The sequence below is a fragment of the Alteromonas algae genome, from assembly GCF_049117195.1.
Classification (GTDB): domain Bacteria; phylum Pseudomonadota; class Gammaproteobacteria; order Enterobacterales; family Alteromonadaceae; genus Alteromonas.
This window is the reverse complement of the sequence record NZ_CP185260.1, coordinates 3,680,764-3,701,734: the sequence shown is the minus strand read 5'-3', so window position 1 is coordinate 3,701,734 and position 20,971 is coordinate 3,680,764. Positions and strand designations below refer to the sequence as shown.

Annotated in this window: 11 protein-coding genes; 8 read left to right on the top strand and 3 right to left on the bottom strand. The window is 45.4% G+C overall.

Annotation, left to right across the window (positions count from 1 at the left end; all coding sequences use genetic code 11):
* Window positions 1-183: 183 nt before the first annotated feature.
* Window positions 184-1,134, top strand: a complete 951-nt coding sequence (locus ACOJRU_RS16395; protein ID WP_421132790.1) for a cation diffusion facilitator family transporter — start codon at window positions 184-186, stop codon at window positions 1,132-1,134.
* Here ACOJRU_RS16395 and ACOJRU_RS16390 read toward each other — a convergent pair.
* Window positions 1,131-1,874 carry a TSUP family transporter gene (locus ACOJRU_RS16390; RefSeq protein WP_421132789.1) on the bottom strand — a complete coding sequence of 248 codons (744 nt, stop codon included), beginning with the start codon at window positions 1,872-1,874 and terminating at the stop codon, window positions 1,131-1,133. The genes ACOJRU_RS16395 and ACOJRU_RS16390 overlap by 4 nt on opposite strands.
* Window positions 1,875-2,255: 381 nt before the next feature.
* Here ACOJRU_RS16390 and ACOJRU_RS16385 point away from each other — a divergent pair, with 381 nt between their 5' ends.
* Together ACOJRU_RS16385 and ACOJRU_RS16380 are read left to right on the top strand one after the other, a co-directional pair.
* A complete protein-coding gene (locus tag ACOJRU_RS16385; protein WP_421134788.1) occupies window positions 2,256-3,473 on the top strand; it encodes a sugar MFS transporter in 1,218 nt (405 codons plus the stop codon).
* A gap of 9 nt (window positions 3,474-3,482) precedes the next feature.
* Window positions 3,483-6,026: a glycoside hydrolase family 3 protein gene (locus ACOJRU_RS16380; RefSeq protein ID WP_421132788.1), complete on the top strand. Its 2,544-nt coding sequence runs from the start codon at window positions 3,483-3,485 to the stop codon at window positions 6,024-6,026.
* A 367-nt stretch (window positions 6,027-6,393) separates the two neighbouring features.
* Here ACOJRU_RS16380 and ACOJRU_RS16375 read toward each other — a convergent pair whose 3' ends face one another.
* The gene (locus ACOJRU_RS16375; RefSeq protein WP_421132787.1) at window positions 6,394-9,336 is read right to left on the bottom strand and encodes a TonB-dependent receptor; all 2,943 of its coding nucleotides are present in this window, start codon (window positions 9,334-9,336) and stop codon (window positions 6,394-6,396) included.
* A gap of 65 nt (window positions 9,337-9,401) precedes the next feature.
* Window positions 9,402-12,086: a family 16 glycosylhydrolase gene (locus tag ACOJRU_RS16370; protein ID WP_421132786.1), complete on the bottom strand. Its 2,685-nt coding sequence runs from the start codon at window positions 12,084-12,086 to the stop codon at window positions 9,402-9,404.
* Between the two features lie 697 nt (window positions 12,087-12,783).
* On the opposite strand from ACOJRU_RS16370, the gene ACOJRU_RS16365 reads away from it, so the two are divergent.
* The 5 genes from ACOJRU_RS16365 to ACOJRU_RS16345 all read left to right on the top strand — a co-directional run bounded on the left by ACOJRU_RS16365 (window position 12,784) and on the right by ACOJRU_RS16345 (window position 20,785).
* Entirely contained in the window at window positions 12,784-15,744 is a 2,961-nt protein-coding gene (locus ACOJRU_RS16365; protein WP_421132785.1) for a TonB-dependent receptor, read from the top strand.
* A gap of 115 nt (window positions 15,745-15,859) precedes the next feature.
* Window positions 15,860-17,449, top strand: a complete 1,590-nt coding sequence (locus ACOJRU_RS16360; protein ID WP_421132784.1) for a tryptophan halogenase family protein — start codon at window positions 15,860-15,862, stop codon at window positions 17,447-17,449.
* Between the two features lie 8 nt (window positions 17,450-17,457).
* Complete coding sequence (locus ACOJRU_RS16355; RefSeq protein ID WP_421132783.1) at window positions 17,458-18,186, top strand: SapC family protein; 729 nt, start codon at window positions 17,458-17,460, stop codon at window positions 18,184-18,186.
* Window positions 18,187-18,216: 30 nt separating this feature from the next.
* Window positions 18,217-19,284 (top strand): cupin-like domain-containing protein, encoded by a 1,068-nt coding sequence (locus ACOJRU_RS16350; RefSeq protein WP_421132782.1) that lies wholly within the window; start codon window positions 18,217-18,219, stop codon window positions 19,282-19,284.
* 19 nt (window positions 19,285-19,303) lie between these two features.
* Complete coding sequence (locus tag ACOJRU_RS16345; protein WP_421132781.1) at window positions 19,304-20,785, top strand: tryptophan halogenase family protein; 1,482 nt, start codon at window positions 19,304-19,306, stop codon at window positions 20,783-20,785.
* Window positions 20,786-20,971: the final 186 nt, after the last annotated feature.

Here is a 20,971-nt window from a genome sequence, read left to right as displayed (position 1 = left end):
CACATGTAATCGTAAAGTGCAAGGGTTTACCGCGATAAGTTTTAGTATGAAAATGCGATGGCGCATGTGGTCATCATGAGAAGTTGATATCGGTCAATAACCCCGCTTTCTATGTGCCATCCTCATTGGCACAAAGCGCACAGGGGAGTATGCTGACAATTCATAGAAAAAAGAGTAATAACAATGCATCACCACCATCATCACCATGAACATCACGATAGTAATGGTGAGGCTGACAGTACCCGCATCGGCTGGGCGTTTTGGTTAAACTTTGTTTTTACCATTATTGAGTTTGTGGGAGGCTGGCTTACTAACAGTGTTGCCATTATGGCTGATGCTGTGCATGACCTTGGTGACTCGCTTTCCATTGGACTTGCCTGGTATTTGAGTAAGATGGGTCATAAGCAAGCTACCGAGAAGTACTCATATGGCTTCAAGCGGTTAAGTTTATTAGGTGCACTGATTAATGGGCTTATTCTCGTTGTTGGCTCAGTTTGGATCCTCTCTGAAGCGATACCACGTTTGATGCAGCCAGAAATGCCCCTTACCGAAGGCATGATAGGCATGGCTATTTTAGGGATTGCGGTTAACGGATTTGCTGCATTTAAGCTTAGCGGTGGCCATTCTATGAACGAGAAAGTGCTGAACTGGCACTTGATTGAAGATGCAATGGGGTGGGTAGCAGTGTTGATTGTAGCGACTGTACTGCACTTTTTTCATTGGCCTATTTTAGACCCGGTACTTTCTATCGTGTTCACGCTTTTCATTCTGGTTAACGTAATACGCTATGTTATTCAAACGATGAAGTTATTTCTGCAAGGCGTGCCAGATGAGGAGCAAAAGAAAGACATTGTTGAGGCGTTACTTTCACTAGATCACGTAGAAGAAATTCACCACATTCACTTTTGGTCATTAGACGGTGAGCAGCACGTGCTAAGCGCTCACATCGTCATTAACTGCAGTATCGACAATGACAGGTTGCGTCATCTAAAGCATCAAGTTGCTGAGATACTGGCGCCCTTTAAACTTGCCCATACAACCATTGAATTTGAATTGCCGGGAGAACCTTGTCGTGACGACAATGACCATTTGCACGCGCATCCTCATTCCCATGAACACGTGCATATTCGTTAATGCTGAAACAGTAAGAGTAGTCCGCTTGTTGCCAGCAGTGAAATAGAGAAACGCCTTATAACATTGTGGTTAATAAATGGTGATGCCTTTCTCGCTAATTTGGTGAAAATTAAAACAACGGGTATTGCCGTGATAGCTACGTAAAACGTATCGAGTGCGGGCCACGTGCCAAAGGGAATAATTAACAGCCGAATTAACGACGTAATGCTAAACACACAAAGCAGCGTGGCCTTTACTTGCTCAATGTGCCACGGTTGTCGGTATATTTGATAAACAACTGGCGGGCCGAATGTTGAATATAGTCCTCCCAACACACCCGCAAATGCGCCTGAAACAAAAAAGCTAAGGGCACCGCTTTCGTGTGTTTGTTTCTGCTTTTTTATCAATAATGAAACGGTTGCAAGTAAAATAAACACACCTAAAAGCGTTTTTAGTAACCCCGCTTCAGAGGTCGACAACCATTCAAGCAATATAAAACCCACCACAATAAAAGGTAGGCCTGCGTAAAGAATGTGTCTCGCCGCTGTTTTTTGTATATGGCTTGTGTTTCTTACGGCAAGTTCTGCTGAATTGATTATGCTCAATGCACTTATCAAAAATGCGGTGGCGGTAAGGGGTAAAAGATTAAATACAGTAAGTATCGAAACAACAATTAAGCCAAAGCCAAATCCAGTGAGCGATTGAATAAACGTTGCTACTGCGATTGTGGCCAGCAACATTAAATGATTAGCTTCAAACATGGCGATGTTGTTATTAAGTAAACGAACCGCAATGATACCTTAAATCATCCGTAGCCTTTGTGAGGAATTCGATGAATCAACCAGCCAAGCGATATATAAACGACGTGATCAGCCTTTGTTTACCACAGGCCCTTTGCGAAGCAAGGGGGCTTGGTGTTAGTCGTGTCTGCTCTTAAAGAAAAGAACAAAAATAACATGTTTTTTACATTGAACTTTTGGGTTCTTCGTGTAATATTTAATTAACAATGTAAGCGCTTACAAATATGAAAACTGTATTTGTTCGAGTTTCGAGACTAACGTGTTAATAGCCCTTAATAATGTCAGTAGAGGTTTATAGTGGAAACATCAGCCCATAATAGCAATACGTCAACAGGCTCAAGTATGCCTGCTGGAGGATATAGGTTCGCCCTAATATCGTTAACTACGCTGTTTTTCATGTGGGGCTTTATTACTTGCCTTAATGATATTCTTATTCCCTATTTAAAAGGGGCATTTAACTTAACGTTTACACAAGCAATGCTTATTCAGTTTTGCTTCTTTAGTGCCTATTTTATCGTTTCATTACCCGCCGGTATGTTGGTCGCAAAAATTGGTTATCAAAAGGGAATTGTGGCCGGGCTAGCAATAGCCTGTTTAGGATGCTTGCTATTTTACCCTGCTGCGGCGCTAGGCGTTTATGCGATATTTCTTATTGCACTGTTTGTGCTTGCGTCAGGCATTACTATCCTGCAAGTGTCTGCGAACCCTTATGTCACCGCGTTGGGCGATCCTAAAACAGCATCTTCTCGCCTTACAATGACCCAAGCATTCAATTCGCTAGGTACTACGGTAGCGCCATTTTTTGGTTCTTATCTTATGTTTGGGGCCGCTGGAGAGCATGGCGCAGCAACGGCGTCTGCATCTGACGTTCAGGTACCGTACCTTATTTTAGCGTTTTCACTGCTGCTGCTTGCACTTGTATTTTTGTATTTAAAATTACCTAAGCTTCATCACACCAATACCAATACCAATACAAAAGTGTTTTCTGGTGGTGCATGGCAATATCGCCACCTTGTGTTGGGTGCGGTCGGTATCTTTATGTATGTAGGGGCAGAGGTTGCCATAGGCAGTATGCTGGTTAACTACCTAGCTAGCCCTTCTGTTGCTGGTTTAAGCGAGCAAAAAGCGTCTCAGCTGATTGCCTATTATTGGGGTGGGGCAATGGTCGGTCGCTTTATTGGCGCGCTAGTAATGCAGAAGATTTCTGGCGGTAAAGTGCTCGCGTTTAATGCGGTAATGGCGATCGTGTTTATTTTAGTGTCTATATCAAGTTCAGGAAATATTGCGCTGTGGTCTATTTTGGGTGTGGGTCTTTTCAACTCAATTATGTTTCCCACCATCTTTAGTTTGGCTTTACAGCAGCTTGGTAAGCACGCTCCACAAGGGTCGGGCATTTTGTGTCTGGCCATTGTCGGGGGCGCTATTGTGCCGTTACTGCAAGGTATGCTTGCAGATTCTATTGGCATTACCCTCTCATTTTTACTCCCTGCTGCGTGCTACCTATTCATTGCCTATTATGGCGTAGTGGGCAGTCGCGTATCACAACCCGAAGACGTTTAAGGAATTACGATGCGAATTAACATTCTTGCCTCGGTAATTGCCGCAGCACTACTTACAGGCTGCACAAAGACAAATGAGCAACCGGTTTTATCGCAAAGCGATGACGTGAAAGCAGCGTCAAACGCTGAAAAAGTGTGGCCCGTGCTCGATATTGAAGTGAAAGCCGACCCTGCAGTTGAGCAAAAGGTTAGCGATATAATGGCCACGATGACGCTAGAGCAGAAAGTGGCGCAGATGATTCAACCAGAAATACGTAATATCACCGTTGAAGATATGCGTAAGTATGGTTTCGGGTCATACCTAAATGGTGGTGGCGCTTTCCCAGATGATAATAAACATGCAACCCCTGATGATTGGGTGGCGCTTGCAGAGCGGTTATATCAAGCATCGGTTGACGATAGTGTTGATGGTTCAACCATACCGACTATGTGGGGAACGGATGCAGTTCACGGTCACAATAATGTTGTCGGTGCTACCTTGTTTCCGCATAACATCGGCTTAGGTGCAGCAAACAATCCTGAGCTGGTTGAAAAAATTGCGCACACGACAGCGAAAGAAGTTATGGCAACGGGCATAGATTGGGTTTTTGCGCCTACGGTCGCCGTGGTCAGAGATGACCGGTGGGGAAGGACGTATGAAAGCTATTCAGAAGACCCTACCATTGTTCGTGAATATGCAGCAGCCGTTGTTAAAGGCCTTCAAGGTGCGGCTGACAAAGACTTTTTGAGCGATCAGCGCGTTATCAGCACCGTGAAGCACTTTGTTGGAGACGGTGGTACCGTTGGCGGCGACGACCAGGGCGATAATGTAGCATCTGAACAAGCGCTTTTTGATATTCATGCGCAGGGCTATGTAGGCGGCCTAACCGCAGGCGCGCAGTCTGTTATGGCGTCGTTTAACAGCTGGAACGGTGAAAAACTTCACGGTCATAAATATCTACTTACTGACGTACTTAAAGAACGAATGGGTTTTGATGGGTTTATCGTGGGTGACTGGAATGGTCATGGACAAGTGAAGGGTTGTAGCAACGACAGTTGTGCCGACGCTATCAATGCCGGTTTAGACATCTTTATGGTACCTAGCGATTGGAAGGTGCTATACGATAATACGCTTGCCCAGGTCAATAATGGCACGATTGCCATGTCGCGTATTGATGATGCGGTTCGCCGTATTCTTCGTGTAAAAGTACGTGCTGGGTTATTTGAAAAACCTAGCCCGGCGAATCGCCCTTTATCTGGCGATCGTTCCCTTATCGGTAAACAAGAGCACAGAGAGATTGCACAGCAAGCTGTCAGAGAGTCGTTAGTGCTGTTGAAAAACAAAGCTAACACGCTACCTCTTGATGGGGGCAAGCGTATCCTCGTCGCAGGTGATGGTGCTGATAATATCGGTAAACAATCTGGCGGCTGGAGTATTACATGGCAGGGCACGAACAACACGAATGAAGACTTTCCTGGTGGAACGTCCATTTATGACGGTATTGCCGCGCATGCAAATAAAGCGGGTGGAAGTGTTGAGCTTTCAGTCGATGGAAGCTTTGAAACCAAGCCTGATGTCGCGGTAGTCGTATTTGGTGAAGAACCCTACGCTGAAGGACATGGCGATAGAGAAACACTTATCTATCAAAACGGGTTGAAACAAGACCTTGCCCTTTTAACAAGCCTACAGGCACAGGGTATTCCTGTGGTATCTGTTTTCATTAGCGGTCGCCCTATGTGGGTAAATGCTGAGCTTAACGCATCAGATGCATTCGTGGCTGCTTGGCTGCCGGGCTCAGAAGGTGCGGCGGTAGCAGATGTCTTATTTGGTGAGCAAGACTTTAAAGGGAAGCTGCCTTTTTCTTGGCCGGCTAGCCCACAGCAAATTGTGAACGTCGGCGATGACGATTATGCGCCTTTGTTACCTTATGGTTTTGGTCTGTCTTTAACAGATGAAAATGTACTGGATGACACGCTAGACACAACCGTAACGGTCAGTGCCGATGATGACAAGCCGCTTAAAATCTTAAATGGCACAGTACAAGTGCCGTGGGTCTTGTGGCTATATTCTGGCGACGCGTCGATGGAAGTGAATGCAAGTACGCACAAAATAGGAGCGGTAAGCTATCGAACGGTAGATAAGGAAGTGCAGGAAGATGCACGTAAAATCACGTTTGATGGATCTGAGTTTGCTGCAATGCGCTTTGCCAGTAAGAGCTTCTTCCGAGAAGATTTAAGTGCACAGCTATTGTTAGATTCGGCGCTAACCATGAGTGTGAATAGACACTCCGCTATTACAGCACCGCTTACCATTGGTATGAACTGTGAAGGTGAGGGCGACGCTCCAGGCAGCTGTTCAACGCAGATTAATATCAGTGAACAGCTTAACGCCTTGCCTATCGACACATGGTCAACGCTGAGTGTCGACCTTCAGTGCTTTGCTAACCAAGGCATCGACTTTAGTGGTTTGGTTGTCCCGTTTGAAGTTGGTAGTGCGGGCAGTGCCTCTATCAGCGTTGCCGATGTTCAGTTTACACCCGGTGGTGCAGCGTCTGCTCAGATTGTCTGCGATTAAACCCATGAAAGTATGCTAAGGCGCTGCCTATAGCATTCATAAAAAGCCGCTATACCTTTGGCATAGCGGCTTTTTTATGTCTTGCGTTTACGGGTATGCCCCACCGTGATATCGATGCTGTTTAACGTGCACTGAACCACAGACAGGCAGCTCTTATTCATTATGCATACAGGGTGGGTAAGCCCGTACAAATACTACCGTACGGCAAGCAGGTTGTTTATATGCGCAGTGCCGATGTACTGCGCCTTAGTACAGCAAGGTAAAGAGGAATGAATCTGAGCGAGTGATTGCCATGTGTTCGGGCATAGAATAAATAAGGAGAAATAAAAAAGGCCGCTACCGCGGCCTTTTGTTGTTCGTGCTCGTCTTAGAACGAGTAACGTGCACCGAAGGTGTAGCGCGGACCGTATTGACGAGCAAACAAGAATTGCTCTTCAAAGCGACCATAACCACGCTCAGTCTCGTCGTTAATGTTTACGCCTTCTAGGAATACCGTAAGGTTATCCGTTACGTCATAGTTGATGCTTGCGTCGACTTGACCGAAAGTATCAAACTGCGTTGCTGGGTTATCAGATGAGCCTTGTGCTTGGCCAATGCCGATAACATAGTCTGAACGCCATGCGTAGGTTACTTTTACCGACAAGCCTTCTTTCTCGTAGAACACTTGGAAGTTTGCTGAATCGCTGATACCAACCAGTGGGTTCTGCGGCGTTAGGTCATACGGGTCATATTCCACATCACCATCTACGAATGTCGCGTTTGCACCTACACCGAAGCCCGTTTCACCAAACGTATGCTGAACGGCAAGCTCGATACCTTCAACGGTTTTTGTGTCGTTTAGGTTGCGAGGCTTAGTGACACGCCAGTTGATAAGAGGGTCATCAGCATTGGGTGAAACCACACCGTTTGCATCTGCATAACCGTTATCGACGAAGTAACCATAAATAGCACTATCAGTGGCTTGAACACCTTGTGCTTCAAGCGCTGATACCGCTTCGTTCCAGCGTGGGCCTTGATAAATATCGTTTAAGCCGTCAAAGGTCTCATCTGACGCAGAAAAGTCGATGTAGTTTTTAACTGACTTTCTGAATAAACCGACCGCCGCATAACTCGACTCGTCGTAGTACCACTCAAGAGATAAATCTAGGTTTGTTGACTCATACGGTAAAAGTGCAGTATTGCCCTCTGATACAGTACGCGCGCCTATTTTAGGGCTGCCACTGAACGAACGACCACCTTGTAGTAGGCCAATAGGTGCACGAGTAATTGATTTACCCCATGAGAAACGTGCAACAACGTCATCTGTTACATCAACTTTCACATCAAACATAGGCAATACGATATCGTATTCGCCAGTAAAATCTTGAAGTTGAAGTTCGGGTTGGAACGCGGTGATCCACTCTGAAGCCGCTACCCAATTTACTTGAATTGGCACACGAACTTCTGCGGCGCTAGGAACTTCAGTTTCTTCGTAACGAACACCGGCATTAATTTGAACGTAATAGCCCGCTAGGTCGAAGTCCCACTCAGTCTGAACATAGATAGAGTCGGTTGTCTCTTCAACATTGCTTACCGTAGGTGCGCCCATGAAATAGGGGTCGATAGAGTACGCATTGCTTTCACCCACTACATCTGCGGTTAAATACGCGAGCTGACGCGCAATGGCTTCGTCAAAGTTAAACGTATAGTAGTAGTTAGGGCTAAGTGCCGAGCCACCACCATCAAACGAATCTAAGAAGTCACCTGTGTCATTTCTGACAAACATGCTGTCTGGGAATATTTGAGTGAACGATGGGTTAAAGCCAGGGCCGCCGCGTAAACCGCTCCATGCGGAAAAGCCGCTTAGTGATTGTTGCGTGCGTGCGTAACCGAAATCAACTTTTATCAATGGAATGTCGAATGATGAATTAAACCACGTTCCGTCTAGCTGAAGCTGCTCGATATCAGAACGCCCCGGTGAGTATATAAATTGACTGAAGTTTGAATCAATTTCGCTCGGTAAAATCTCATTGCTGCCATTGTTCCAGTTAACCAAAAACTGCGGGATGTCACCTGAACGATAGTCATACTCTTTAGACTGTAGTTGATCAGAGCCTAGGATAATCTGCCCTGCGCTGCCTAGCCCTTCGTCGTAGCCATTATCAGTTTCGTTGTATGAATCATGGTAATCTAGCGTAAAGTGCCAGTCGTCATTTAGCTCCCAATCTAGATTTACACCAATAGAGCGCGCGTCCACGCGAGTGGTGTTTCTACTTGCAGTAAATGACGCATCATCACCGCTTATATCTGCATAAACAGCAGTACCATTTTCGTCAAGCTCATACGCGTTGATGTTAGCGCCAAAGTTATTCCAAATACCCCAACCCACAGAGTTAGTGCCGGTTGTTGCTCTAGTCGCGGTGTAGTCGACCGTTGCAGTAAAGTTATCAACCGGTCTGAATTGGAACGTAACTTGAGCATTTTGGCGTTCACGTTGAACGTCGTTAATGCTGTAGTTCATGTCTTTAGGGAAGAAAGCTGCATCGGTGATATTACTGCGGTTATCAATAGCGTTTTGCGCATCTAAATCAGGTAATGCATCATTTTCTTGTAGTACCCAACCTTGAATATTTGCTGCTTGTTGCTGGAAATCACGCTCTTGATGCGAGAATGACACACCAAACCCGAACATATCGTCTGCAAAGGTGTTGCTGTATACGCCCGCGATTTCAGGCGTTACATCGTCGCCCTCTTCGTTAGAAGTGTCATAAATGCCTTTTGCTGAAAACGTAAAGTTTTGACCCGGTTGTGACAATGGCTTCATGGTAATAATGTTTACCGTCGCGCCTAGGCCACCACTAGGGTTTTCAGCTCGTGCTGTTTTATGAAGCTCTAATGTATTGACGCCTTCAGAGGATAAGTTCTCAAGGTTAAATGAGCGGGTAAAGCCGGTGCCCGGCATTTGACGCCCGTTTAATGTCACAAGGTTAAACTCTGGTCCGAAACCACGAACCGTAATTTGGCTACCTTCACCGTTTGAGCGGCTAATGGTGACACCAGTAATACGCTGTAGTGCTTCGGCTAAGTTGGTATCTGGGAATTTACCAAGTTCTTCTGCAGAGATGGCGTCAACCACACCGTTCGAGCTTCGTTTAAGGTCCATCGAACGCATGAGGCTTCCACGAATACCGCTTACTTGGATAACTTCTAGCTCTGCCTCTTCTGGCACGTCAGTTTCTTGTGCTAGCGTTGGCATAGTGAATGCGGCTGTGCCCAATAACAACGCCATGGATGTGGCAAGCTGGGTCTTTTTAAAGGTTATGTTTTTCATAGTTGACCTACAAATCTTATCAATTTGATTGGATGACCGACGACATCGTCGGCCATCAAGCTTTGTTATTGCGCTGCAATTTCAGCGTTGTCGATGCGGTACACTGCGCCTTCACCGGTTCCCCATGCAGGGAATACCATGACGACATCAATAGCACTGATATCTAAACCAGCATCAAACAATGTTTGTAATGGGAAGGTGTAGGTTTGCCATTCTCCGGCTACTGGATCCGCCCCTTCTAGGCTCGCAGACAAGGGTAGCTCGACAGCTGTAGCGGTATCACCAGATTCAATCTTGAATAACCACGGTGCAGATGCATCATTTGGCATTGCGCTTACTTTCATTTCAAAGCGCACTGCACCATTTGAAAGTAATGCTGAAGCGTCATGGTATACACCTTCATCAGCAAGGAAGCCCATTACCGTCGGTGCTTCACCAATGCGGAACTCAGCCACTACGCCATGCGCGTCGTCATCGATTTCTTCTGTTGGTGTAGAGCCTCCACAGCAGTCCCAAATAGACCACTGATCTGCCGCAGCATCAGCGAACAAGGTGATTGCACCGGCAGCGCCATTGCCGCCTTCACTGTCTGGGTGATAAAACTTCACATTATCAAGTCGATATGCTGCGCCTTCACCTGTACCCCATGCTGGGAATACCATGATTACATCGATAGCGCTGACATCGAGGCCTGCAGCTTGCAATGAAGATATAGGGAAGGTGTACGTTTGCCACTCACCAGCGACGGGATCTGAGCCTTCTGCGCTTTCTGAAAGTGGAAGTTCAACCGCTGTTGCACCATCGTTTGATTCAATTTTAAATAACCAAGGTGCAGATGCATCGTTAGGCATGCTCACTACACGCATATCAAATTGCAGCAGGCCACCGTCAGTTAGTGCAGTTGCATCAAACGGTGTATCGCCACCGCCTGCGCTTGAGCGTGTAATAAAGCCCATTACTGTCGGCGCTGAACCTATGCGGAATTCAGCAGTAAGGCCGTGTTCTTCATCATCGATTTCTTCCGTTGGCGTAGACCCACCACAGCAGTCCCACATTGGCCAGTCTGGATTTTGCTCATCTTCAAAGATAACCAACTCTGGATAAGCCAATGCTGCGTCTTGAGAAATTTCTACGTTTGCAACGCGATAAACTGCACCACTACCTGTATCCCATAGTGGGAAAATCATCACAACATCGATGGCGCTGGTATCAAGCCCCGCTTCTGCCAGCATGCTTAGTGGAAATTCATACGACTCCCACACACCCTGTGTTGGGGTAGCAGCTGCTGTATCAGATGGGCCGACATAGCCGTCCATAAGTGGCAGTTCAACGGCGGTTGTGCCTTCTGAACTTTCAATTTTAAATAACCATGATGTTGTTGCATTGTTTGGAGCAGACATCATTTTAAGGTCGAATTTAACGCTTCCAGTTTCTTCCATCGGAGAGGCATCAAAAGGTGATGCTTGACCTTCAGGATCGGTAATGAATAGCTCTCTGCTAATAAAGCCCATTACGGTTGGTGCATCGCCAATACTAAACTCGTAAACCTGTCCTTCAGCACTGTCTTCCACAAGCGCTGGAGTACTACCACCACAGCAGTCCCATGCAGGCCAGTTAGGGTTTGGCGTGCCGCCAAAAATAGTAAGGTTTTGTGCAATACCTGTTGATGGCGGTGACGGAATAGGCGCTGCACCTTCAACCATGGCATCGTCTAATGAATCATAACCAGGGCGGACCGTTTCACAACCTCTACCCGTATCAGGGTCTGAGGCACATTCATAAACACGCACATAATCAATGGCGAACGTTTGGCCTTGTGCAAACGCATCGGCATTAATGCCGGTTTCGTTTACCGCTTCAGGCCAGTTTCCACCTACTGCTAAATTAAGAATAAGGTAAAAATCTTGGTCGAACGGTGCGTTGTCCCAGAACGTAGTAAGTTCGCCAGAGCCCTGTTCAAAGTACTCTGCATACCAACCACGATGCGCAAGTCCAGTGGCTTCGCCTTTGCTGTTTACACGAACTTCAGAACGGCGCTGTGTTGCATACAAATAGCCATCCATATACCAACGTATTTCACCCTCTTGCCATTCTATGGCATAGGTGTGGAAATCGTCTGCTGGGTTAGCGTCATTTGGTAGCGAGTATGCTTGGCCTGAACTGTCATTGTTTGGCCATTCTTTACCATAATGGAGCGTACCGTAAATATGCGCTTCTGGATTACCGTCGATATCTGCTGCTTTTAAGTTAACCGCTTCAACAATATCGATTTCACCAGAGCGTGGCCAGCCGCCGTATACTTCATCAGTTGGCATCATCCAAAATGCTGGCCAGCTGCCTTGCCCTGATGGCATTTTGGCTCGCATTTCGATGCGGCCATATTTAAAGTCGCCTTTGTAACGTGTGTTTAAACGCGCTGATGTGTAGGGCTTCTGCGCCCCTTCTTCTGCCGGTAAGGCCACGATGTTGAGAACGCCATCGTCTACAAACGAGTTAGTGCCCTCATCGGTGTAGCACTGCGCTTCATTATTACCACCGCCTGCGCAGTTTACTTCATGGGTCCATTTATCGTCGTCGATGCTAGTGCCATCGAACTCGTCACTCCATACCAATTGCCAGTCTGAAACTGGCGCTGATGGCTCTACGACGTTGATATCAGTTGAGGTAGTGGCGCCACCACCGCAGCCAAAGAGTGTCGTGACTGATATCGCAGCAGCTAGCTGCGATAGTTGAGTCGCTTTTGTAGTCATTGTTTCGCCCTTTGAAAAATAGGTTTTGTTGAGTTCGCCGCGATGGCTCTGTTCTTTTGTAAGCGCTTACAGTTGTCAGTAAATTTTTTTGGAAGCGCTTACATGTCGTGGAATTTAATCTAGTAACAAAGAAAGATCAACACTGTTTCCAATTTTTTAACATTTCTATTGAAGGGGGAACACAGAGACGAGTAGTAAAAGAAGCGGATACAATATGAATATATATATCAGAGGTTTAAATTTATTAAAGAAGTGCTTATTTGGTTGCAAGGTCAACACTTTAATCATATTTATTAGACTAAATGTTAATTAGCATTGTCTCTTCTTTTCCTCTTTGAAGCCGCAAAAACATGCTTTGTTAAGTACGAGCTATATTAATTTTTCAGAGTTTTGGCGTATCGTGATGAAGGAGAAGAACTCATGACAAAGCAAAACACTTTGAACAATGTCATGTATATATTATGTGTCTTTTATCCTGTTAACATAATAAAAACACTTGCATTACATCTTCACAAAACGTAGATTTATATGAAAGCGCTTACAAAGTGCTTTTTTTGATTTTGTAAGCGCTTTCATAAGTGTGCAATAAAATGTCGAGAAGTAGGTTTTATTGCTAGCGAGGCGCAAGTCAAAGTTTTTCGAGAAAAAGATTACAGAGCTGTGCTCTTCTTTACACTCTAGACGGCTGGGAACACACATGAAACCAAACACATTTAGAAAGACACGATTAGCAACAAGCTTGTCGTTAGTATTAGGGGCTATGGCCTCTATGCCTGCAATGGCACAAGAGAACGACGAAAAAGAATTACAGGCAGGGGACTTCGAAGTCATTGAAGTTAGCGGTATTCGTGAAAGTCTTACTAAGGCGATGCTCACGAAGAAAGCGGCTTCTGGTGTCGTAGATGCTATCTCTGCAGAAGATATCGGTAAGTTTCCAGATACGAACTTAGCTGAATCATTACAGCGTATTACCGGTGTGTCAATTGACCGCTCTCAAGGTGAAGGTAGCCGTATCACTGTTCGTGGTTTTGGCCCTGATTATAACCTTGTGACGTTAAACGGTCGCCAGATGCCAGCAGCCAACATTGCTGCTACATCGGCATCTTCTTCACGTTCTTATGATTTTGCAAACCTTGCTTCTGAAGGTGTTTCTGCTGTTGAAGTGTACAAAACGAGTTTAGCCTCACAACCTACTGGCGGTATCGGTTCTACCGTTAACCTCGTGACGGCAAAGCCATTATCTAATCCGGGCCGAAAAGTTACTGTCACCGCAAAAGGAATGATGGACGGCTCTACTGAAACGGGTAGCTCAATTACGCCGCTTTTGTCTGGTATTTATAGCGAAACATTCAACGATGATAAGTTCGGTATTCAGTTGATCGGTTCTTATCAAGAGCGTGACGGTGGTCAGGCAAGCGCTGAAACCGGAAATGGTTGGTATACCATTAAAGGTGATGGTGGAGATTGGGGTTCGCTACCTCGCGACGGTTCATTTACTAACCTACCGGGTGAAAATGACGTTTACTCTGTGCCGCGTAACCTTGCCTATAACTTTGATGAATTCACAAGAACGCGTACTAACGGACAGTTAACGCTTCAATATGCGCCGACTGATGACCTAACGACAACATTAGACTATACGTATTCAGAACTTGAAACGCGAACGCAGCGTCAACAGCTTTCAACCTGGTTTAACGGTGTACCAGCATTCGGTGAGTATACGCCAGGCACAAATACAGAAGGCTCAGTGATGGGGCCTGTGGTTTATGCCGATGCGACGTGCTGCGATATCGGTCTTGGTACTTCTGATACTTCTGTTTACAACGAGAATAAGTCATTAGGCTTTAACGTTGAATGGATAGCGACGGATAATTTGACACTTGAAGTGGATTACCATTCGTCTACTGCTGAGGCTGGTCCGCAAAATGATTTAGGTAGTGACAACGTAGTAAGTGCCGTGTCGTTCGACCGTGTATTGACTGAAGTTGACTATTCTCAAGACTTCCCAGTAATGGATATCACCTATGCAGATGGCGTGAACGGTTTAGATCCTTCTCGCATGTCAACATCGGGTACGTCGTTACGAAACAGTTACATGAAGTCAGATATTGATCAGCTCCAGTTCCGCGGAAACTATTACCTTGACGATAGCGTAGTAACAAGCATCGATTTTGGTATTACAGCGATGGAAGCGAAGAACCGTTCTGCTTACTCAGTAGCACAACGTGATACATGGGGCGGCTACGGTACTGCTGATGACTATCCAGATGATATTTTTGTTCAGCAAGACTTGCCGGGACGTTTTGATGACGTGCTAGGCAGTAATGGTGCAGACCTAGAACCATTCTACTATGCGTCGAATATTCAGGACCTTATTGGAGCAATCAGTGCTATAGCTGCGGCAAACGGCGAAACGATTAGCCCTTGTGGTACTCGCCTGTGTATGGACCCGAAATTTCAAGTTGATCGACGCGTAACAGAAACACAAATTGCAGCATATGCGCAAGCAAATATGGAATTTGAACTGGGCGATATGCCAGTGTGGATCAGTGCAGGTCTGCGTTATGAAGATACGGATATCGAGTCTTCGGCATTAGTACCACAATTCACGACTATTCAGTGGTCTGGTGCAAACGAGTTTAATGCGGTTATCGATGGTGAAACCTTCACTACCCTTGATGGCGGATATGATCACTTCTTACCATCAGTAGACTTCAAGATGGCAGTGACCGACGACTGGTATGTGAGAGCGTCATACAGTGAAACGATTACGCGCCCTGGTTACGGTGATATTCAAGGTGGTCTAACGGTAAATCAGTTAGCGCGTTTCAACGGCGGTACAGGAAACGCGGGTAACCCGAATTTATTACCATTCGAATCAACGAATATCGACTTGTCGACTGAATACTACTATGGCGAAGGCAGCTATGTGTCATTTGGCTACTTCGACAAACAGGTAGATAACTTCATTGGTTCAGATACCTTTGTCGACACTATTTTTGACTTGCCTACACCGTTTGGCGGTCCGCGTTATAACGAAGCTGTCGCGGCATTAGGGACAGATGATGCTGGTGCAGTTCTTGAGTATTTACGCGCTAACTATGGCGACACTATTCAAGGTATCGCAGGCGAAGATCCTCTTCTTCCAATTACCGTTACGCAAGCGGTTAACTCTGATACTTCACGTTCGGTAGACGGGTTTGAAATGGCAGTTCAGCACATTTTTGGTGAGTCTGGATTTGGTGTAATTGTTAACTACACAACCGTTGACGGTGACGTGGAGTATGACAACTACAACACGAACAAAGGTGAAGGCGTTCAGAACCAATTTGTATTACTTGGCTTAAGTGATACGGCGAACGCGGTTCTTTTCTATGAGAACTATGGTTGGGAAGTGCGCGTTGCATGGAACTGGCGTGATAAATTCTTATCAGGAACAGTCGATGGAAACGGAGAGCGCAATCCTACCTATATTGAGGCCTACGACCAAATTGACGTGAACGTGCGTTATGAAGTTAATGAAGATTTAGAAGTCTTTGTTGAAGGTATCAATATCACCGGCGAGTATCAGCGCGCGCATGGTCGTCACCCTAATATGTTGATGGGTATCTACGATGTAGAGCCTCGCTATAATGTAGGTGTTCGTTACAGCTTCTAAGTCCCAGAAGGTGTAATTTAAGAAGCGTTGTAGCGTCATGCTGCAACGCTTTGTTTTTCTTTTACCACCAATGCGGTAGTGTAAGCAAAAGCAGTTGTTATAAGTGACAAGTCGAATGAATGCACACGATATCCATAATCCTGTTCAATCTATAGTTGTTGCTGGTGGCGGTGCCGCAGGCTGGCTAACTGCAGCGGTAATAGCAGCCGAACATAACGTAAAAAATAATCCTTCAATTTCGGTAACACTTGTTGAATCTCCCGATGTTAAAATTTTAGGTGTTGGTGAAGGTACGTGGCCTACTATGCGCGATACATTGCGCAAAATTGGAATAGATGAGTCAACATTGATAGCAAAGTGTGATGCGTCATTTAAACAAGGTACGCGTTTTGTAAACTGGCGTCATACTCCAAAAAACGGCAGCGTTGATTGTTATGACCACCCTTTTAGTTTACCCGCAGGATTTTTTGAAGGAGACGTTGGTGCCTGGTGGTTGTTACATCAGTCTCAACCGGAAAAATACTCGTTTTCGCAAGCTGTAAGTACTCAATCAGCCCTTTGCGATTTATCAAAAGCACCAAAACAACCTCAAACGCCAGCCTATGCAGCAGTAGCTAATTATGGATATCACCTAGACGCCAACAAGTTTGCAGAACTGCTCAAGCTGCACAGTATTGACGTTCTGGGCGTACGATACGTCAACGATCATATCGAGGACGTCCAGGCGGATAGTGATAACAACATTTCTGCACTTCGATGCAGGAACGGGGTGATTACCGGTGACCTCTTTGTTGATTGTACTGGTTTTGTCGCAACCCTGATTGATGGGCACTATCAATCTCCTTTTACATCGGTCTCGCATGGACTTAAGAATAATAGTGCAATGGCAGTTCAAGCCTCATACATAAATGATAACGTGGATATTGCGTCTGCCACGCTTTCTACTGCCCATGATAGCGGTTGGATTTGGGACATTGGCTTGCCACATCGAAAGGGCGTAGGGTGTGTTTACAGTAGTGAATTTTGTAGTGACGAGAAAGCAGCAGATACACTATTGGCGTATGTAGGCTCATGCACAAAAACGCAATGTGTATCTGAAGACGCAGTACGCAAAATCTCGTTTTCACCTGGGTATCGAGCTACGCCTTGGGTTCACAATTGTGTCGCGGTAGGCACGAGTGCTGGCTTTGTGGAGCCGTTAGAGGCCTCGGCGCTTGTTATGGTTGAGCTTTCAGCACAATTTATCGCGCAGAACTTGCCTCCTCACACTGGGTTACTTAGTGCTGTAAGTGCCCAATTCAATCAACATTTCTCGCGTCGTTGGCAGCGTATCGTTGACTTTTTAAAGTTACATTATGTATTGAGTGGACGTACCGATTCGCCATATTGGCGTCATATGACCGATATGACTACGGCCTCAGAACAGCTTACTCAATGGCTTGAACAATGGGTTTACCGCCCTGTTTCAACCAGTGACTTTATTTACGCAGATGAACTTTTTCCTGCAGCAAGTTATATGTACGTTTTGTATGGCATGCGTCCATCTGAGCAATTTGCTCTTAATGAAATGCGCTATCCTGATAGTGTGCTGAGGTCGACACAACAGGCGGTGGCGCATAATGAAAAAAAATTACATCAACAATTAGCCGCGCTTCCTTCAAACCGCGAACTAATTAATATTATTCGACAGCGGAATAGTGCATAGGAGAAGTTATGGCAAATCATGTATTGCTCAACAACGTTGAACATAAAAACTTAAAAGTAAAAAATAACTATACAAACACATTTGGGCACGACCAAATGTGTGTGCCCGTGTTTCCTGTTGAGGCCCGTCATGCACAAGCGCACTACCCGTTGGTTTTCGCTAAAGACGCCAACGGTCAATATCAAATGGTAGCACTATTGGGGCTGGAGCAGGGTGAGAACGTTTTTATTAACGAAGGTAAGTGGAATGCGTCTTACAAGCCATTAGTGGTTGAGAAAGGACCGTTTCTGATCGGACGTAGTAGTCGGCAAGAGGGGGCTGAAGAAACGTTATCTATTCATGTCGATCTTGATGATGAACGGGTCGTAATGAACGAAAATGCTGTTGAAGGTGCTATTGAAGTGTTTCTTCCTCATGGCGGAAACAGTGAATACATCGATAACATTGCGAATATCTTAAGCACACTACATGAGTCTAATGAGGCGCATAACAACTTTGTTGAGACGCTAGTTGAGCTTAACCTTATTGAGTCATTTGTTGTCGATGTGGACATTGATGGAACGGGAACACATCGTTTATCCGGGTTTTACACTATTAATGAAGACCTTCTAAAAACGTTAGATGTTGACGCGTTAGCGACGCTGCACGGCAATAATTATTTAGAGACCATCTATATGATGTTAGCGTCGATGTCGCAGCTTCGTCATATCGTTGCCCTTAAAAAGGCATCAATGTAGGTAGCGCATGTTAATAGTTGGAGTTGCCCGATGAGCGAACTACATTCGTTTAAAAAAGTGCCTAGAGCGACGTGGCAGCGGTCATGTAGGGCGCCACAATGTATAAGCAAAGACCAAATTGGTTTTAATCGGTCGGGATTAGTTGAGGCGGTTCATCAACATACTCACCCCATTTTTATGCCTAACCTGGTCGACGATTGGCCTGTTGTGAAGGCCGCAAAACAGTCTGCTGATGCACTGTGTGAATATTTAGCATCCTTTGATAAAGATATGGTAGTCGATACGCTCCATCTTCCTCATGATGCCGATGGGCGAATGTTCTATAACGACGATTTGACGGGCTTCAATTTTAAACGTGCGAAGATGCCATTTAAAGAAGCATTGCATGAATTGTCCACGCGGATGTTGGAAGAAAAACCAGATACGCTTTATATAGGCTCGACTACTGTTGAACGCTGCTTGCCCGGGTTCTTGGAAGAAAACCCAATTGGGCTTGATGAACTGTCTCCACTGGGAACATTCTGGCTTGGAAACAAAAGCAGGATAGCCGCGCATTACGATGCACCCGACAACATAATATGTGTTGCTGCTGGTAAACGTCGTGTGACGCTTTTTCCACCAGAACAGGTGGAAAATCTTTATATTGGCCCTTTGCATCATACGCCCGCGGGGCAGGCTATTAGCATGGTCGATTTCGCGTACCCTGACTTCGAAAAATACCCGAAGTTCGCCACTGCTATAGAGCATGCTTTAGTGGTTGATCTATTGCCTGGGGATGCCCTCTTTATACCTTCAATGTGGTGGCACCATATTGAAGGTCAAGAGCATATTAATTTACTTGTTAATTATTGGTGGAGAGATGTCCCCGCCTACATTAGTCGGTCTGAAAATACACTGTATCACGCCCTTTTGACACTAAAACAGTTACCAGCAGCACAGCGAAAGGCATGGAAAGCGCTATTTGATTTTTATGTGTTTAGTGATGAGGATAAGCGTTTTGACCATATCTCCCAAACTAAGCAAGGCCCGCTGGGCGATATTGATGAAAACACGTTGCGTCAGTTCAAAGCGTGGCTCGTTAACAATTTAAAGCAGTAATCCTGAGGTTTTTATGACAATGTCTTCTCAATCAAAACAAAAGCAACGTGTCGTTATTGCCGGTGGTGGCACTGCGGGTTGGATGGCGGCTGCAGCCTTTACCCGCTTGCTTGGTAAAGAAGTAGATGTAACCCTTATTGAAAGTTCAGATATTGGCACCGTTGGTGTCGGTGAGGCAACTATTCCGACACTTGTTTTCTTTCACAAATTGTTGAAAATTAATGAGCAAGACTTTATGTCGGCCACCAACGCAACGTTTAAACTAGGCATCAATTTCGAAAATTGGAAAGACGTAAATGATGCCTATCTTCATGCTTTTGGTGTAACAGGAAAGGATTGTTGGGCTGCGGGCTTTCAACACTTTTGGCTACGTGGCCTAAAAGAGGGGTTGGCTACAGATTTTGGCGATTATTGCTTAGAGAGGCAGGCAGCCGAAGCAAATAAATTTGCACACCTCCCCAATAATGGGCTGAACTATGCTTATCATATCGATGCAACGAAGTACGCGGCATTTTTGCGTAAAATTGCGGAAAAAGAAGGCTTACGCCGAATAGATTCAACCATTGGCGAAGTAAAGGTTCGCGAAGCTGACGGTTTTATCGAATCGCTTACGTTGAGCAATGGTGATGTAATAGAAGGCGATATTTTCATAGATTGCACAGGCTTTCGTGGCTTGTTGATAGAAAAGGCCCTTCATACAGGATACGAAGATTGGTCACACTGGTTGCCATGCGACAGCGCGGTGGCTGTCCAAACCGAGTCAGTTGGCGATCCGATTCCTTACACGCGCTGCATCGCACATGAAGCAGGTTGGCAATGGCGCATTCCACTTCAGCATCGTGTGGGTAATGGCATGGTATTCTGTAGTAATTACTTTTCTGATGACCAAGTTATTGAAAAATTACTGGGAAGTGTAGAGGGTAAGCCGTTAAACGATCCCCGGGTTATTCACTTTAGAACTGGTCGCAGGCGTAAGCAGTGGAATCGAAACTGTTTAGCACTTGGTCTGGCAAGTGGCTTTTTAGAGCCATTAGAATCGACCAGTATTCACTTAATCCAACAAGGTATTGTTCGTTTTCTACGGATGTTCCCAACGGCAGGAATCGTTCAAGAAGATATCGACGAATTTAACCGCCAAGCTGAATTTGATATTGAGCACATCAGAGACTTTATAATACTGCACTATCATGTGACCAATCGAACAGATACACCGTTTTGGCGTCATTGTCGGCAAATGGATGTCCCTGATTCGCTCAAGCATCGTATTGAGTTGTTTAAAAAAACGGGGCGTGTATTTAGAGAAGGAAGTGAGTTGTTTGATGATTCATGGCAACAAGTCATGATTGGACAGGGGTTAATACCACAAAGTTATCACCCTATTGTTGACACAATGAGTAAGCAAGAACTGACTAGTTTATTATCGGGGATTCGAGACGGTATAACGCGTACCGTTGATAAGCTGCCTCCGCACCAAGATTATATATCGCGTTTTTGCTCTTAATCACGTGTAGAGATTTAGTGCTTTTTTCAGCCCGTTATCGCGGGCTTTTTTATGTGAATATTTTGTAAAAACTTGTTGTGAGTGTTAATGAAAGCGCTTACAATTGCTAGTGAGTAAGGTAGGTAATGCGCAGGTATCCAGTTGCATTCTTATCACAATATCCATGTGTAATTCACGTGTTTTTAA